The organism is Helicobacter suis (assembly GCF_902196135.1).
GTDB classification, from domain to species: domain Bacteria; phylum Campylobacterota; class Campylobacteria; order Campylobacterales; family Helicobacteraceae; genus Helicobacter; species Helicobacter suis_A.
The window spans coordinates 1-16,175 of sequence record NZ_CABIKE010000015.1 but is presented as its reverse complement, the minus strand read 5'-3'; the positions used below and the strand labels follow the sequence as shown (position 1 = coordinate 16,175).

General features: G+C 39.7%; 13 protein-coding genes and 2 pseudogenes. 9 read left to right on the top strand and 6 right to left on the bottom strand.

Going from position 1 to position 16,175, the window contains the following annotated elements:
* Positions 1-310: 310 nt before the first annotated feature.
* On the top strand, positions 311-1,000 hold the full coding sequence (locus G6Q06_RS07605) for an NYN domain-containing protein (protein WP_163565229.1): 690 nt from the start codon (positions 311-313) through the stop codon (positions 998-1,000).
* Between the two features lie 422 nt (positions 1,001-1,422).
* Here the strand turns inward: G6Q06_RS07605 and G6Q06_RS07600 are convergent, their stop codons facing one another.
* From G6Q06_RS07600 to fumC, 3 genes are read right to left on the bottom strand one after another with little or no spacing between them, the layout of a single operon-like run.
* Complete coding sequence (locus tag G6Q06_RS07600) at positions 1,423-2,013, bottom strand: HNH endonuclease (RefSeq protein WP_163566228.1); 591 nt, start codon at positions 2,011-2,013, stop codon at positions 1,423-1,425.
* Positions 2,003-2,782 (bottom strand): DNA-methyltransferase, encoded by a 780-nt coding sequence (locus tag G6Q06_RS07595; protein ID WP_163535369.1) that lies wholly within the window; start codon positions 2,780-2,782, stop codon positions 2,003-2,005. Before G6Q06_RS07595 ends, G6Q06_RS07600 begins: the two co-directional genes overlap by 11 nt.
* 10 nt (positions 2,783-2,792) lie before the next feature.
* Positions 2,793-4,184: a class II fumarate hydratase gene (fumC, locus tag G6Q06_RS07590; protein ID WP_163535368.1), complete on the bottom strand. Its 1,392-nt coding sequence runs from the start codon at positions 4,182-4,184 to the stop codon at positions 2,793-2,795.
* A 109-nt stretch (positions 4,185-4,293) separates the two neighbouring features.
* On the opposite strand from fumC, the pseudogene G6Q06_RS07585 reads away from it, so the two are divergent.
* From G6Q06_RS07585 to G6Q06_RS07565, 5 genes and pseudogenes are all read left to right on the top strand, one after another.
* Positions 4,294-4,668, top strand: a pseudogene (locus G6Q06_RS07585) (FixH family protein); the annotation flags it as partial.
* Between the two features lie 109 nt (positions 4,669-4,777).
* Entirely contained in the window at positions 4,778-5,155 is a 378-nt protein-coding gene (locus tag G6Q06_RS07580) for a FixH family protein (protein WP_163534098.1), read from the top strand.
* Between the two features lie 3 nt (positions 5,156-5,158).
* Positions 5,159-6,373, top strand: coding sequence for a copper resistance outer membrane protein CrdB (gene crdB, locus G6Q06_RS07575; protein WP_163566227.1), 1,215 nt, complete (start codon positions 5,159-5,161; stop codon positions 6,371-6,373).
* Positions 6,370-7,320 (top strand): HlyD family efflux transporter periplasmic adaptor subunit, encoded by a 951-nt coding sequence (locus G6Q06_RS07570; RefSeq protein ID WP_240329354.1) that lies wholly within the window; start codon positions 6,370-6,372, stop codon positions 7,318-7,320. The genes crdB and G6Q06_RS07570 overlap by 4 nt, the downstream gene beginning before the upstream one ends.
* Positions 7,320-10,424, top strand: a complete 3,105-nt coding sequence (locus G6Q06_RS07565) for an efflux RND transporter permease subunit (RefSeq protein WP_163565234.1) — start codon at positions 7,320-7,322, stop codon at positions 10,422-10,424. Before G6Q06_RS07570 ends, G6Q06_RS07565 begins: the two co-directional genes overlap by 1 nt.
* A gap of 247 nt (positions 10,425-10,671) precedes the next feature.
* Here the strand turns inward: G6Q06_RS07565 and G6Q06_RS08650 are convergent, their stop codons facing one another.
* Positions 10,672-11,355 carry a tetratricopeptide repeat protein gene (locus G6Q06_RS08650; protein ID WP_240329352.1) on the bottom strand — a complete coding sequence of 228 codons (684 nt, stop codon included), beginning with the start codon at positions 11,353-11,355 and terminating at the stop codon, positions 10,672-10,674.
* Positions 11,356-12,315, bottom strand: coding sequence for an HrgA protein (locus G6Q06_RS07555; RefSeq protein WP_163566226.1), 960 nt, complete (start codon positions 12,313-12,315; stop codon positions 11,356-11,358).
* A 172-nt stretch (positions 12,316-12,487) separates the two neighbouring features.
* Between G6Q06_RS07555 and G6Q06_RS07550 the strand changes: the two genes are divergently transcribed.
* From G6Q06_RS07550 to G6Q06_RS07540, 3 genes are all read left to right on the top strand, one after another.
* A complete protein-coding gene (locus G6Q06_RS07550; RefSeq protein WP_163566225.1) occupies positions 12,488-12,859 on the top strand; it encodes a hypothetical protein in 372 nt (123 codons plus the stop codon).
* A 140-nt stretch (positions 12,860-12,999) separates the two neighbouring features.
* Complete coding sequence (locus G6Q06_RS07545; protein ID WP_163565236.1) at positions 13,000-13,338, top strand: hypothetical protein; 339 nt, start codon at positions 13,000-13,002, stop codon at positions 13,336-13,338.
* Positions 13,339-13,425: 87 nt separating this feature from the next.
* Positions 13,426-13,779, top strand: a complete 354-nt coding sequence (locus G6Q06_RS07540; RefSeq protein WP_163566224.1) for a hypothetical protein — start codon at positions 13,426-13,428, stop codon at positions 13,777-13,779.
* 229 nt (positions 13,780-14,008) lie between these two features.
* Here the strand turns inward: G6Q06_RS07540 and G6Q06_RS08645 are convergent.
* A pseudogene (locus G6Q06_RS08645) lies at positions 14,009-16,175 on the bottom strand (hypothetical protein); the annotation flags it as partial.

Sequence of the window (16,175 nt, the reverse complement as noted above, 5' to 3'; positions counted from 1 at the left end):
GTGAACCTGCGGTTGGATCACCTCCTTTCTTAGAGAAATGCCCTTGCATTTGTTTGCAAGGGCCACAGGCTCAAGGCTCTCTTGCTTAGGTGTTGGAGATTTCTTAAAACAGTCTTTTCAAGTTTTCTTTCTAGTTTTTTGGTCTTTGCTTTATTCGTCTAGGCTGCTTTTTAGTGGTTTTAAGCATGTCTTGACAATTAGCGTAAAACTAGCTACAATGGCCGTTCATACAGACTCGGCTGGCTCGGTGTCGTTTTGGATACGGACACCCTAGCTCCCGGGTCCTTGAGGTTTTAGTAAAGGGTTTTTTATGTTAAATGAATCCGATTCTCAGTTTTTTGATGTCCATCTACCCAAAAAAACAGCCGTTTTAGTGGATTTAGATTTTTTTCTCAAAGTGCTTTACCCGCCTCAAGATCGTCCTGTTTCTGTTGCCTTAGCTGAAGAGATTAGGAGGTATGTTCTTAGGACATTGGGCAACTCTAGAGATTACCTATTCCGTGTCTTTATCTATAGCTGTCCTCCTGCCACCGGGAGAGTGCAACAGCCAATCAGCAAAAAACAGTTGTCTTTAGACAAAAGCGATGTGGTGCAATTTAACACACAACTTCTTAATACGCTCAAACAAAAACCCTATTTTAGCGTAAGATTAGGGCGAATCCAGTTTGATAAGGACAATCCGTGGGTATTAAAGCCCAATGTCTTGCCAAAACTCTTGTCCGGAGAAAAATCTGTAAAAGACTTGAAGGATGGGGATTTTCAGCTCAACCTACGCCAAAAAGGGGTAGATATGAAAATTGGCCTAGACATTGCCTCTTTGGCTATTAAAAAACAGGTAGAAAAAATTATTTTAATCGCTAATGATAGTGACTTTGTCCCCGCTATTAGGTTTGCTAAGCAAGAGGGTGTGATTGTCCAACTAGACCCTTTAAGACGGCGTGTTGCTGAGGATTTGTCTACGCACATCGATCTCTTGCGCTCAGTGTCTTTACAAGCTTAGCCAATGGGTAACTAGTAAGGTGAGATATTTAGGCTTTGCTGTCTTATTAAGGACAAGACTCTTCTTTGCTTAGGTGTTAAAGAATCTTTTTAATTTTAAATCCTTTTAAGACTTTAATTTTACTCTTAGAAAGCTCAAAGAAGAATGGAATAAGTGGTTAAAAAAATTTAAATTTAGAATGTAACTAGCAATTGCCAGCTTAGCTAGAGTTTTTGCATTGTCGGGAAATTCTAGTCTGTCTAAAGAATTATAAAGAATTATAGGGCAGTGATAACCAGTAAACAAGGCGCATTTACTGCGTGCAATTAACACAGATAAAGAGTATCCTAGTATTTTGAGCGTTTCACAGATGTTGCCTTTCTTGTAAGCTAGAGTAGAATAGTGTAATCCAGGCTCTTTTTTGCTAAATTGGTCATTTATCCCTAAAAATTTTTAGCCTTCCCCCACACAATATGCCCGTTGATCCCATGTTTTTCATAGACGCTTAAAATTTCCTCTAAAAACGCCACAAGCTCTAATTCGCCCGCTTTTCTTGCACTCTCTAACATGCGGATAAACATCTTTTTACCCGTTTCTGTTTGTTTAAAGTTCTTTTTTAAGAAGTTATGCCGTGAGCAAAGTGTTTGCCCATTTTCTAAAGTGGCTTTGCCTCCTAAGTCTTTAGGTTTAATGTGATCAACATGCAATTCCATGCCCTCTTTTTTACTCGCCCCACAGATCACGCAAGCGTAATTATCACGCTCTAAAATCTGCTTTTTTAAAGACTCGCTAAAATCCTCTAAATCTGTATGCAGTACTAAATTAGGATCGTAACGATACACCCCCTTAGCAATCTTTTGTAACATTCCCTGCTGGCGCAATTTTCTAATCCCTCTATCCGGATCCCTAAAAACCTTGCCTGTGCGTTTTGTATATTCCTGAGTGAGCCAATCTACAATTTCAGGATGGGCAATATCTCTATTTGGGTTTGCTTTAAAAAATTCCATAATTAAAGCGTGTTGGCTAATTTTCATCTTCTAGCATTTTTAAAAAGCGTTGCTTAGAAAGTTCACAATAAGTAGGGTCTAGTTCAATACCCACAAAACGACGCTGATTAGCATAAGCCTCTAGCATCGTTGTTCCGCTCCCACTAAAAGGATCACAGATCACATCTCCTATAAAAGAAAAGAGCTTGATACAGCGCCTAGGTAACTCTCTGGGAAAGGGGGCGGGGTGGCCGATGCGTTTAGCAGATTCTCCATTAAAACTCCAAAGCCCATTAGTCCAACTGATAAACTCTTCTTTACTTAAATCACTAATACCCTTGTGTTGTTTTTTCCACACCTCTTTATAAAAAATCACAATGAGCTCGACCGGAGCAATCACATAGGGCGCAGAAGCACTAAGCCAGCTCCCCCATGCTGTGCGCCTAGAGACATTGCCCTCATTCCAGATAATGCTACTATGATAGCACCATCCAATCTCTTTAGCTAAACTAATGATGTCTGCCCCCACACTTTGTTGTCCGCCCTTGTTTTTATCTAAGGGAATGTTGAGGCACAAGCGCCCACTTTTCTTAGCCCATGCATAACAATTAGCCAAATAATGCGCGCTAAAGTCTAGGTACGCTTGATAATCCTGACTATCATCACTGCCATTATAAGCCATACCCACATTATAAGGCGGGGAGGTGATGATGCAATCTAGGCTTTCCTCTTCCAACACTAAGCGATCAAGCGCGCTTGTTTGGTATAAAAAGAGGCGATCATGGGTAAAAAAGGGGCATAATCTAGGCTTTAGCAAGATTTTAAAACTAAGCCCTAGGGCCAATCATTTTTTCAGGCACTACAAATTTCTCAAAATCCTCTGCGCTTAAAAGCCCTAACTCTACTGCTGATTCTTTGAGGCTAATACCCTTTTTATGGGCGTTTTTTGCCACTTTAGCCGCGTTTTCATAGCCAATATGGGGGTTTAGTGCGGTCACTAGCATTAAAGAGTGGTGCAAATAATAATCTATCTTGTCTTTATTAGGCTGGATACCTTGTGCGCAGTGTAGATCAAAGCTAAGCATGCCATCGCTTAAAAGGCGCAAACTTTGCAAGAAATTGTAAATGATCACAGGTTTAAAGACATTGAGTTCAAAATTGCCTTGAGAAGAAGCAAAGCCAATAGCTGCATCATTGCCCATCACCTGCACAGCAACCATCGTTAAAGCCTCACACTGGGTAGGATTGACCTTGCCGGGCATAATGGAGCTTCCCGGCTCATTTTCTGGAATGGATAATTCGCCTAAACCACAGCGTGGTCCGCTAGCAAGCCATCTAATGTCATTGGCAATTTTCATTAAATTAGCCGCAAGGGCTTTAAGCGCTCCGTGGGCAAAAGTAATGGCGTCATGGCTACTTAAAGCATGGAATTTATTAGGCGCGCTTTTAAAAACCTGACCGGTATCTTGGCTAAGCTGTTTAGCAACCTTTTCTGATAACTGAGGGTGGGCATTAAGACCTGTGCCCACTGCTGTGCCCCCGATGGCTAACTCTCTTAGCCCCTCTAAACTCTGCATAATCTGCTCTTTAGAGTGCTTAAGCATGCTTGCGTATCCGCTAAACTCCTGCCCTAGAGTTAGGGGCGTGGCATCTTGTAAATGGGTGCGCCCGATTTTAATGATCTTATCAAAAGCTTGGCTTTTGCTCTCAAGGGTAGCGTGCAATTTATCTAAGGCGGGTAAAAGGGTTTGTGTGATTTCTAGTACGCTGACAATATGCATAGCTGTTGGGAAAGTATCATTAGAGCTTTGCGACATATTCACATCATCGTTAGGGTGAATCAGCTTTTTTTCTCTAAAATTGCCCCCTAGAATCTCTGTGGCGTAGTTGGCAATCACTTCATTCATGTTCATATTAGTTTGCGTACCACTCCCTGTTTGCCAAATGGCTAGGGGAAACATCCCCTCTAGCTTGCCCTCTAAAATGGCATTACAGGCTTTAATAATGGCCTCTGATTTTTCTTGACTCAGTTTGCCTAAATCGTGGTTGACCTTAGCTAGGGCTTTTTTGAGTTTAGCAAAGGCAAAAATAAGCTCTGGGGGCATTTTTTCTGTGCCGATCTTAAAATTTTCATAGCTTCTTTGGGTTTGCGCGCCCCAGTATTTGCTATTTTCTACTTTAACCTCGCCCATAGTGTCATGTTCAATTCTATAATCCATTTTCAATCCTTTATATGAGATGAGCGAACTCTAACACAAGAAGGGTTAATTTGCAGAAACTTTACGCAAGTGTGCTTGAATCTCTTTACCTTTATAGAAAGGAGATGACATGAAAAAACTAGGTTCTTTGTTACTGGCATGTGGTTTAGTCTTTGGAAGCTTGCAAGCTTGGGAATTAACAATTAAAGCTAAGGAAGCTCAAGTGGCTCTTAAAGCGGATAAGGATTTAGTGGATGGGGATAATAAATTTGATTTAGTGCCCACTCTTGGGGGCAAAGCTTTAAAAGATGCGCATATTAAGTTGAGTTTTAAAATGCCTGAAATGCCGGGTATGGCTGCAATGAATAAAGAGGCACAAGTAAGAGAAAAAGATGGCATTTATCATGCAGAGGTTAATTTACCCATGAATGGGCCTTGGCAAATTAAAGTACAAGTTAGAACGAAAGAAGGCAAAGTTTATCAAGGCGAAGGTAGCGTAGACATTCTTATGCATGGTGTTATTCTTAGTTCTAACACGATAAAGGGATTTTCCACAAATTTTACACAAACACACCCTAGAATGCAAACTCATCATTAAACTATGAGGAGCTTACATGAAAAAACTAGGTGCTTTGTTACTGGCATGCGGTTTAGCCTTTGGGAGCTTGCAAGCTTGGGAATTAAAAATTAAAGCTAAGGAAGCAGAAGTAGCACTCAAGGCAGATAAAAAATTGGTGAGTGGTAATAATGAGTTTGATCTAGTGCCCACTCTTGGGGGAAAGGCTTTAAAAGATGCGCATATTAAGTTGAGTTTTAAAATGCCTGAAATGCCGGGTATGGCCGCGATGGATGAAAAAGCACAGGTAGAAGTGAAAAATGGTGTCTACCATGCTAAGGTCAATTTGCCCATGAGTGGTACTTGGCAAATCAAATTACAAGTCAAAACTAAAGAGGGAAAGGTTTATAAAGGCAAAGGTAGCGTGGATATTTAACCCATGCGTTTCTCTCTAATTTTTGTTTGTATTCTCTTGAATGTTCTAGCTGGCTCACAAAGCCGGTTAGATCTAGAGAGTATTTACAATAAATATTTGCATAAAAACGCCAAGCTTGAAAGTTTAGAGGCACAGATTTCTAGTTTGCAAGCCCAAGCTAGAGCGGCGTCTCGCTGGGATAATCCTATTTTGTATGTAGCCTATAACAACGCTAATGTGAATGATTACTTTGTTTTAAACGGCGAGTTTAATGGCATGTTTAACTTTATGCAAAGCATCAGCGTGGGGCTATCCCAAAAATTTGATGTGAATGGTAAACGGCACACTAAAAAGCAAGTGATTGATTTAGAGAGCCAAAAAAAGCTTTTAGAACTCCAAAAACTTAGACAACAAATTGCTATAAATATTTTAATCAATGCTGTTAATATTTATAAAAACACCCAAAAATTAGCCTTACTCAAAGAGGCATTGAGTAACTTAGATAGTCTGTTATATAAGGCCATGCATTCTAGTAGCCCAGATGCTATTGCGATTGCTAAAATTGAAGTGCTTAAATCCCAATTACAAATCAAACAAAGCGATTTAGAAGACGCGCTAGATAATAACAAGATTAGTATTAGCGAATTAACCTTCAATCAAAGCGATCTTTTAAGCCTTGCACCTAGTGCGCTTGTTTTTAATCCAGATGAGGAATTAAAGGCGATCATGAGTACCAACCGCGAGATTAAGATCGCAGATTTACAAGATAGCCAATCTCTTAAAAACATTACGCTAGCTAGAAAAGGCTTTTTAGATGACATCAATGTAACTGCTAACTACCTCTTCAGACGGCACATTTTTGATATGTTTACCGTTGGTATAGCCATTCCTCTACCTCTTTATGGCAAACAAAGTAACACCTTACAACAAAAGAAAGAGGAACATTTAGTGGCTCTTAAAGAAGTAGAAAATACCAAAAATAGAGTGATGCACACGGCTAGAAAATTACTTAAAAGAATCGCACAGCTACAAAGAAATTTAACCAGCATTGATCAAATTTTAAAAGCCAATGGGCATATTGTACAAATTTATGCAAATAATTTACCCTCTTCAACAGATTACAACACCTATTACAGCGCCTTTAACGATGAGATTAATACACAGCTTTCTAAAATTGATACCCAAAGCGAGCTTTCTACCACTTATTTGAATTTAGAGAATCTCAAAGGGCTTTGGTGATACCGCGGTTATGGGGGGTTATTTTATTATGTTGTTTGTTGCAGGCTAAGGGAGGGGATAGTATTAAGGTGATGCTTAAAGAGGTTGCCCCCTTTAGGCAGTATTATGCGCTCTTAGAAGCAGATGAAACCAAAGTCTTTTCTTATAATATCCGTTTTGATGGTTATGTTGAAAAACTCTATGTAAATCAAACCTACCAAAACATCAAGGCCGGAGATAAGCTTTTTAATATTTATTCCCCCTCTCTTATTAGCGTGCAAAGCGAATTGCTCTCTTCTGTGCGCTTTAATAAACAAGTAGAACAAATGCGTGAAAAATTGCGTCTTTTGGGTGTGCCTACCTATGAGATTGACACTATCATCAAGACTAAAAAGATTAAAAATAATATTGATATGCGCGCGCCTTTTAGCGGGGTGATTTTTACTAAAAATGTCAATGAAGGCGGGTTTATTAAAAGCGGGGCAGAGATTTATAAAATCATTGATCTGCGTTCGTTATATGTGTTAGCTAAGGTTAATCAAGAGGATTTGGATTTTGTGCGCCACCTTTCTAAAGCTAGCATATCTATTGAGGGGGTTTCTGGAGTTTTTCCCTTAAAATTTGATCGCATTAACCCCTTCATCGGAGCACAGGATAAAATGGTGCAGGTGCGCTTTATCCTAAATAATCCTGCTTTAATCTTTTTCCCTAACATGTTTGCTAGGGTGAGTATCTACCAACAGGTTAGAAAAATGCTAGTCTTGCCCAAAGAGGCGGTACTAGTTAAAAATAATAAAACCATTGTCTTTAAAAAAGAAGACGGGGATTTTACCCTCACACCGATTAAGGCCAAACGAAATAGCGATGGGAGTTATGAAATTTTAGAGGGGCTAAAGGCAGGTGATGAAGTTGCCAAAAACGCCCTCTTTATTTTAGATGCGGATGCGATTAATAACGGGGATGAGTGATGATTAATGCGCTCATCTCTTTGAGCATTAAGAATAAATTAGTCGTTGTAATGGTGGTTTTTCTACTCTTTTTGATCTCACTTTGGGCTATGAAAAACACCCGTTTAGATGCCTTGCCTGATCTCTCGCCTACTCAGGTGGTGGTACAAGTAAGCTATCCTAACCAAAGCCCAGAGGTGGTACAAGAGCAGGCGGTTTATCCTTTGGTGTCTAATTTAATGGGCATTGCTGATGTAGAGACTGTGCGCGGGATTGCTAGCTATGAAACCGGTTTGATTTATATCATTTTTAAAGACGGCGTGGATTTGTATTTTGCCCGCGATCGCGTCTCTGAGCAAATGGCACGGGTGAAATTGCCCCCAGAGGCTAAAGTGGAAATGGGTAGTGATTCTACCTCCATTGGTTGGGCTTACCAGTACGCGCTTAAAAGTAAAACTAAAAATCTAGCCGAACTTAAAACCCTGCAAGATTTTTACTACCGCTACGCACTTTTAGGGGTGGATGGGGTGAGTGAGGTTGCTAGTGTGGGGGGCTTTGAGAAGAACTACGAGGTAACTATCAATAATGACGCGCTGGTCAAATACGATCTAAGCATAACAGATGTGATCAATGCCATTAAAAAATCCAATCAAGACACGGGGGGAGGGATCATCTTAGAAAATGGATTTGAAAAGATTATCCATGCACAAGGTTACATTAAAAACTTGCAGGATTTAGGCCAAATTGTACTTAAAGCCCCTAACCGCACGCCTATTAAATTAACAGACATCGCAACAATCAACTTCACGCCTAAACCACGGCGCTCAGTGGCTAATCTTAATGGTACAGATGAGGTGGTGGGCGGAGTTGTGATGGTGCGCTACCATGCAGATACCTACAGCATTTTAGAGCGTATCAAACAAAAGATCGCGCGCTTGCAAGAGGGCGATCCAGATGTGCAAATTGTACCTGTCTATGATCGTAGTGAGCTTATTAAAAAGGGTGTAGAGAATTTGATCCACACACTCATAGAGGAGAGCATCACGGTCTTAGTCATCATTGCTATTTTTTTATTGCACTTTAGAAGTGCGTTAGTGGTGATCATCACGCTACCTTTGTGTGTGTGCCTGAGCTTTTTACTCATGCACTTTTTTAACATTGAGGCTAGCATTATGAGCTTAGGCGGCATTGCTATTGCCATTGGGGCTATGGTGGATGCAGCCATTGTAATGGTAGAAAATGCCCACAAACACTTAAGCCATGCCAATATCCAAAATGATGAGGAGAGGCAAGGGGCTATTATTGAAGGGGTCAAACAGGTAGGACCGGCGATCTTTTTTGCGTTGATGATCATTGTGGTTTCTTTCTTGCCCATCTTTGATTTAAGCGGTCAGGAAAAACGGCTCTTCTCACCTCTGGCCTACACTAAAACCTTTGCGATGCTAGTGGGGGCATTGCTTTCTATTAGCATTGTGCCTATTTTAATGCTCTTTTTTATCAAGGGCAAGATTGTAGAAGAGTCTAAAAATCCTATCAATGCTTTTTTCATTAAGATTTATGGGGTGTGTTTGACCTTTGTGTTGCGCTTTAAATATGTCTTTTTAGCGCTCAGTGTACTGGGTTTAGGCGGGCTTTATTTTGTGTATAAAAGGCTTAACTGGGAGTTTATCCCCTCTATTAATGAGGGCGTGGTGATGTATATGCCAGTAACCACCAATGCCGTAGGCATTGATACGGCCAAAAAATATTTAGAGGAGACTAATAAGCGCATTAAGGCTATCCCTGAAGTCAAGCAAGTTTTTGGCAAAGCCGGCCGGGCTAATAGTAGTAGCGATAGCGCAGCTCTTTCCATGCTAGAAACCTATATTGAGCTTAAACCCAAATCTGAATGGCCTGAGAAAATCACCTACAAGCAACTTAGAAATAAATTAGAGCAAGCTTTGCAGTTAAAAGGCTTAGTTAATTCTTGGACCTATCCTATCCGTGGGCGTATTGACATGCTTTTAACAGGAATTCGTACGCCTCTTGGCATTAAACTTTATGGCAAAGACCCCTATTTATTACAAGATTTAGCGATCCAAATGGAGCAAAAATTAAAAACTCTCCCTGAGTCTCTTTCTGTTTTTGCGGAGAAATCTAATAATGGCTACTATCTCAATGTTGATCTGCGCCCAGAAAAACTAGCTGAATATAACATCACCAAAGAGAGTGTTTTAAATATGATTTCTTATGGCGTGGGCGGGGCGCGGGTTTCAACTTTAATTGATGGGGTGGAGAGTTATCCTATCAGTGTGCGCCTCAAAGATGTAGAGCGCGATAACATAGAAAGCCTAGATAACCTCTATATCAAAACGCCCTTTAGCTATGTGCCCTTAAGAGAATTTGCCCGTGTTTATTATGAAAATGCCCCTGCGGTGCTTAAGAGTGAAAAGGGCTTGAGTGTGCATTTTATTTATATTGTACCTAAAAATGGGGTGAGCTCAGAGACTTACCGCCAAGCGGCTATGAAAGCCTTAGAGAGTGTGAAATTACCCACGGGCTATTATTACGAATTTTCTGGGGAGAGTCAGTATTTAGATGAAGCCTTTGCTACCCTTAAATACATTGTGCCCATAAGCATTTTTATTATTTTTCTTTTAATTGTCTTTGCACTTAAAAATACGATTAATTCCTTACTCTGCTTTTTTAGCCTGCCCTTTGCTTTCTTGGGTGGGTTAGTTTTCATGAACATCATTGGCCTAAATTTAAGCATTGCTGTTTTGGTGGGCTTTTTAGCACTTTTGGGTGTGGCCTCTGAGACGGCTATTGTGATGATCATCTATTTAGAGGACGCCTACCAAAACTTTTTAAAACAAGGTGAGCAAACCAGCGCGCGTTTAAAAGAGGCGATTATGCATGGGGCAGTGCAGCGGGTGCGCCCTAAACTAATGACCTTTTTTAGCATTTTGGTTTCTTTGATCCCTATCATGTACTCCCATGGCGTGGGCTCTGAGATCATGCACTCTATTGCTGCTCCCATGTTAGGTGGCATGATCACTAGCGTAGTGCTCACCCTTTTTATTATCCCTACGGCTTATTTTGTGATCAGGAATGCGGGGTTAAGAAAGAACCTTTCAGTGTCATAGGAAAAACTAAGTCTCAAAGTTAATTATAGTTGGGGTGTGTTCTTTGCAAAGTATTTTGTTTGGAGGACATGGGCTCACTTATGAATACGGGAGCTAAAAATCCACCAGTGCAAGACAATCCCCGGTTACTCTCTAATAAGGAGATGTCAAAGTGTGTTTACTTTTTTGGATACTTTAGTTTGAAACTAAGTCGCGTGTAATGGAAGTTTAGTCTCTTTGTGCCAATCTAATTTTGCTCTGAACTTTTTTACTTTTGTTGCAAAATAGCTAGAGCTTTTTTACCTTCTTCACTTTGAGGGTAGCGGGCTAAGAGGTGCAAGGTGTGCTCGTAATTTTTATGATCCTTAAGAGCTTTGTAGGCATTGGCGGTGTTTTCTAGCAAAATGGGAGTGTAGCTGGCTTGCTCTTTGATTGCTAGGCTTTGCTTGTAAAATTGAATGGCTTCTTGATAATGTTGTGTTTTATAGGCACATTGTCCTGCCATATAATAACTAAAAGCAGGGCGGTATTTGATTTGAGCTAGCCAAATAAAGCGTTCTTGGGCTTTTTTATAGCTTTGTTGTCTAAATAGCCCCATTGCATCGTGGAAAACTTGTTCGCGCTTGTTTTGATCTTTAAAAGACGGCGGAGGAGGAGGGAAAAAATAGTCATGCACATGGTGATATACATAGCTAACACCACTCTGAATAAGAAGACCTATCACAAGTAGTCCTAGAAATAACCCACCCCCACTCCCACCCTCACTCTCTTTAACATCAGGATCCACCACATAGCCATAAATATCAAGTTTACAAACCCTAGCCCCCCTCCTCACAAATACAGCATCATCTGTGAAGCGCACCAATGCGCCTGGTTTATTAAAGAGTTCATCACCATTTTCATCATAAGCATAAACTCTAGATCCCCTCTGCACGGCATTACTAATTGCCATTTAAGCTTCTTTGGGGGTTTGTTTTAAAATCTCTATGCTGGTGTAATTTTGTAAATCTTCTTTATCTAACACACTATCAAAGGCTTTTAATTTAGTCTGTTCGCTCATATTGGCTTTAATGGCCTCATGGTAGAGAGTCAAAGCATCTAAGAAGTTTCTAAAATCTGGGCTGTTTTTGGATAATTCAGTCAACATGGTATGATCTAAATTGTCTTTATATTTTGCGTTTAAGAGAACTTGGCTTTTGCCCATCTCCTGCACATTTAATAAGATCACTCCAATGCCAAAACTAGTGTGCAAGCGTTTTAATAAATCCATTAATTCATTATCTTGGGTGTTGATTTTCTCTGCTACTAAATAACCCTCATTAGCCCAAGAGCTATTGCTAATGGCTTGGAAGTAATATTCCCTGCAATTACTTAGGGCAATCTCTTTTTTAATCTCAAAAGAAAAGAGCTTAAGAGGCAGGCTAGAAAAATGCTCTACAAATTTACGCAAATTGGGTTCAAAATTTTTATAAGCAAAGCTTGCTCCGACCATATCCGGATATAACCAAGAATTCTTGCCCTTGCTAGTTTTTAGTGCGCTCTCATGATAAATAGTCTTAGTGTGCGCGCCCCATTTGTGGGAAGCAAAGTAAGCCACTAGGGGGTGTAATAAGCGTTCATGGTGGGTTTCTATTTTATCTTGAGTGTGAGCACCTTCTAGCACATGGCCTGCATACTCTTTAAGAGCAATACTAATAGGCGCATCTGCCACTTTTACAAAGGGCATTTTTTCGCCATTTCTTAGGGCTAACCACACGGGGAAGTAGGTTTTATCTTTAGCCGTGCTAAACATTTTATTAATCTTACCCGCATCATAAAGTTCTTGTGCCTTTGTATATAGATCATAAATAGATACGGGGGCTTTGGCCTCTTTAAGCACTTCTAAGACAATCTCTAAGTATTCTTTTTTCATTTTAATTTTCTCCTTCTTTGTTATTTACTTAATAGTGTGCAGGCTTTTTCATAGCCTTTATCACAAGCTTTTTGAATATATTGTGCAGCTCTGTTTTTATCCACTGGCACACCCCGCCCGTTAGAATGCATGTGTATCCTCCCTACAACATTAAGTATTAAAGAGAACAAGCATGACAAAAGAGGAGTTAAAAGCCTACTATGAAGCTCATTGCCCTAAAGAACACCGAGTCCCTTTTTTACACGAGTTTAAACACATTCTCTGCTTAACAAGGTCATCTTTCATCTACTTCAAAGGCAAACGCGCTGGAGAATGGAAAGACCAAGCAGAGGAGCGCAAAGTTAGACAATATGTTTTAAAACATTTGGGTGGCTTTGATGTTATCAGGCGCTACAACACCGAAGAAGAAAAAAAGCGCATGGTAGAGTTCCTCAATGGTACAAAGTCTGATTTTGCGATCGCAGTAGTGGTGCGCATTCTTTTAGAGGCTAGAGGCTGTTTTGAGGAGTTAGCAGACAAAAGACGGGTAGATAATCTTGTTTAAGCAAAAAGAAACAAGACTTCACCACATGGCTTTTTGACTACAAGGGCGAGAGCGATAAAAAATTTCAATACATCATGGATTTAGCTAACCGCGAAAAAGATCGCATTCTAAAAAATCTAAATTACGGGGAGGAGGTGAACATGGATAACTACCTAGAATGGGTAGATAACATGCTAGCAGCCAACCCCACCCCTTATTTGATCGAGCAAATCAATCAAGTAGGGGATTTGATCAAACAAGCAGCAGAGGCGCAAAAATCCTATAATGAAATTATGGATACTAATACAAAAGCCGCACAAAAGGCCACAGCCGCACAAAATGCCTACAACAAGGCTAAGCGCTATAATGATTTGATGTTAGCTAAAACAAAGTTTTTTGATAGCACAAAACAAGGCGAGAACAACACTAGCGATAAGATTTTAAGGACACTCCAAAGTATGCTCAGTTTGCAAAGAATGGCACATGCAAGTATTAATTAGAACAAACATTGAGATCATCAAAAACACCTTAGTAGAGGGAACGCCGCTTTTTGATAAAGAAAAAAGCTATACTATTGGTGAGCGTGTGTGCTTGATCATGTGATTTATGAGTGTAGCCAAGTATCAAGCCCACTAGACTTTAATGCCGATTTTAAGCAAATCGGCGTAGATAATATTATGGCGCCCTTTGATAGCGCGATTAATACAGCTGGCAAGTCTAAAAGAAACATTGAATTAGAATTTATTAGCTCTGGCTGGCTGTATGTTTCTAATTTTGAATGCGATTATCTTATTGTGCGGGGCTTTGAGGGCGATCATTGTTTTTATAATGAAATTTTTTACCAATGTAGATTATGTAGCTGCGCTCATTTCTGGCAAAAAGCCAAAGCACAAGCATACGGCCTAACAAAGTGGTTTTATACGCACCCCGATAAGCCTTAAAAATACAGATTTTGGAGGCGCTTAAATAGTCCAAAATGTTGTTTAATATGCTTTGTCTAAAAAAGCTTTGTTCGCTAGATTGAAGGTGGTAATTAAAATAAGTATGTACAAAGGCGCTAAAGCTAGCTAGAGCTTTAGCCTTAATTTTTGGATCGGTACTTCTTGTCTTTAGGCTCTTTAGATAGTCTCTAAGATCGCTAATTTGATCACGCATCGCCTATTGGTAAATCTAGCCCCACACCAAATCTATATCGCCTAAATCCTCTCTATAAAACGCTCCGGCTACTTGGCCTTCTTTAGCCTCTATAAGTTTAGCAATTGCGCCTTTTGGATCATGGTAAAACTCTTTAAAGTTTTGACCAAAGGCTTTATTATGGGGGATTTCTTGACTTTCTGATTTATAGTAAATAACATTGTTTTTACTAAACGCATCATCAAGTATTTTTTTAGCTTCAGTTTGGCTAAGAGTTGTGTTAAGATTATGTAATCCATAGCTGATACTATCGGCGTGTCTTGTATCAACTTTGTATCTCATATTATCTCGGTTAGTTAGTGTTATGTGAATGGCTGTAGTTGTATCATCGGGGTTTGTTTTTAAAAACTTGATCCAATTGTCCCTTTGCTCTGATCTAAGTATGATGTCTGGATTGACTACAGCTTCAAGTAGTTTTCTAAGATTGTTATATGCTTTAAAACTTTTGGCTAAGCCTGCCTGATCAAAGTAAATATCTGTAATACCGGCATGTCTTAAAGCACTTTTGGCATCAGTGGCAATATTTGGCATAAACATTTTATCAGATTTTCTTAAGCCTAAGTTTTTCCAAAATTCCCAAAATTTGTTAATGTCCTCGTGGGTTGTATAATATTTAAAGCCTTCTGGATCGGCTTTTTGTGCTTTTTTGATTTGATTAGGCTTATTTTCAAATACGGGTGATTTGATCGCCATTATTTGGTGTGTTGGTTTTTTTGCTTGATTTTTAAGGCGGTGTTGTGGTAGTGTTTTCTCACCACTCATAACGGCGTCTAAGTCCTCACCCGGTCTTGCACTTGGGCGTGAGTTCGCCACTTTGTGGTTGCCGACGGGTGTTTTTGTGGTGTTCGACGATGCGTCTAAGTTGACACTAGGTTTTAGACTTAGGGGGTCTTTGCTACCTATTGGTAGTCGCATACGGGCACTATTTTTAAATTCTCTTGACTCCTCTAGCTTTCCATTCTCCTTATACATGGTTTTTAGTTTAAGTTCATGGCGTTTTGTGCTAATAGTCTGCACTACCACATGATGTCCGTTAATCTGCTTACCCACAACTAAGGCTTTTTGATTATCCTTAGTGGTTTCTATTTTGATCAAATCCGCCTTATTCACAATCTGTGGGTAATTAACAATATCTCTTGTGGTAATGGGTGGTTGTCCATTTTTAGCTAGAATGGAATGTATCCCATGCCGTTTTTCAATGTGTTTTAACACATCGCCATTAACTAGCATTTTGATAGCCTGATTGGGTTTTAATCCCAAATGCTCAATAATGCTTGAGTTATTTAATTCTCCTACCCACACCTTAGCATTGTGCTTTTTAACTTGATCTAATAATCTCTCTGTGATCTGATCGGGCTTAAGCATTTTTAAGGGTTTACTAGTATCTAGCAAATCTTTAATGTTTTGACTCTCAGCTTTTTTAAACTCAATGTATCTTGTAGTGTGTAGGGCTTTAGTGGCTTTCTCTTGCTCTTTTAGCGCTTTAAACTCCGCATAACTTAAACCCTTAGCTTTAGCCTCCTTGTAAATCTCTGATACAGGTTTATAGGGGAGTGCTTTAGGGTGATCGATCACTTCCACATCAATGTAGTTATTGTAATTATTAGGCTCTTGACTTTTAAGGGGGGAGGTGGTAGGGTGTGGCTTATCATAACTCCCGCTTAGAGTTCGGTCTAAGTCGTATCCCTTTGAGGAAGGCGTAGGGGGGGTCGTGATAGTCCCCTTTGATTTCCACATCGTTACAAATCTTATTTTATTCTGACTTGTTAGCGCCTCTTCTATTACCACATAATGCCCATTAATTTGTTTTTTATAAATAATGTTTTTGTGCTCAATCTTCCTAACTTCTGCATTCTTGATAATGTTTGGATAGTTACTAATATCCTCAAGCGTGATTGGGATTTGATTACGGGAGGTCTCTACCTTAATATCACTATGTCTATTTAAGGCATGGGCTACATGCTCGGCGTCTATCTCTCTAGCTAGCGCATAATTGCCCTTAAACTTAAACTCTTTAGCTAGTTGTTCTAACTCCTGCCCTTCTACTCTACCAATTAATAATCTATCTTTAGGGCTAGGGTTTTTTAAATCCCACTTGCTAATCACTTCGTGTATTTCTTGTGGGGCTAAATCTCTTTCTAAT

What these genes read in the sequence shown, in the direction of transcription:
- G6Q06_RS07605 (WP_163565229.1), top strand. Translation starts at nt 311, where the DNA reads ATGTTAAATGAATCCGATTCTCAGTTTTTTGATGTCCATCTACCCAAA.
- G6Q06_RS07600 (WP_163566228.1), bottom strand. Translation starts at nt 2,013, where the DNA reads ATGAAAATTAGCCAACACGCTTTAATTATGGAATTTTTTAAAGCAAAC.
- fumC (WP_163535368.1), bottom strand. Translation starts at nt 4,184, where the DNA reads ATGGATTATAGAATTGAACATGACACTATGGGCGAGGTTAAAGTAGAA.
- G6Q06_RS07580 (WP_163534098.1), top strand. Translation starts at nt 4,778, where the DNA reads ATGAAAAAACTAGGTGCTTTGTTACTGGCATGCGGTTTAGCCTTTGGG.
- crdB (WP_163566227.1), top strand. Translation starts at nt 5,159, where the DNA reads ATGCGTTTCTCTCTAATTTTTGTTTGTATTCTCTTGAATGTTCTAGCT.
- G6Q06_RS07565 (WP_163565234.1), top strand. Translation starts at nt 7,320, where the DNA reads ATGATTAATGCGCTCATCTCTTTGAGCATTAAGAATAAATTAGTCGTT.
- G6Q06_RS08650 (WP_240329352.1), bottom strand. Translation starts at nt 11,355, where the DNA reads ATGGCAATTAGTAATGCCGTGCAGAGGGGATCTAGAGTTTATGCTTAT.
- G6Q06_RS07555 (WP_163566226.1), bottom strand. Translation starts at nt 12,315, where the DNA reads ATGAAAAAAGAATACTTAGAGATTGTCTTAGAAGTGCTTAAAGAGGCC.
- G6Q06_RS07550 (WP_163566225.1), top strand. Translation starts at nt 12,488, where the DNA reads ATGACAAAAGAGGAGTTAAAAGCCTACTATGAAGCTCATTGCCCTAAA.
- G6Q06_RS07545 (WP_163565236.1), top strand. Translation starts at nt 13,000, where the DNA reads ATGGATAACTACCTAGAATGGGTAGATAACATGCTAGCAGCCAACCCC.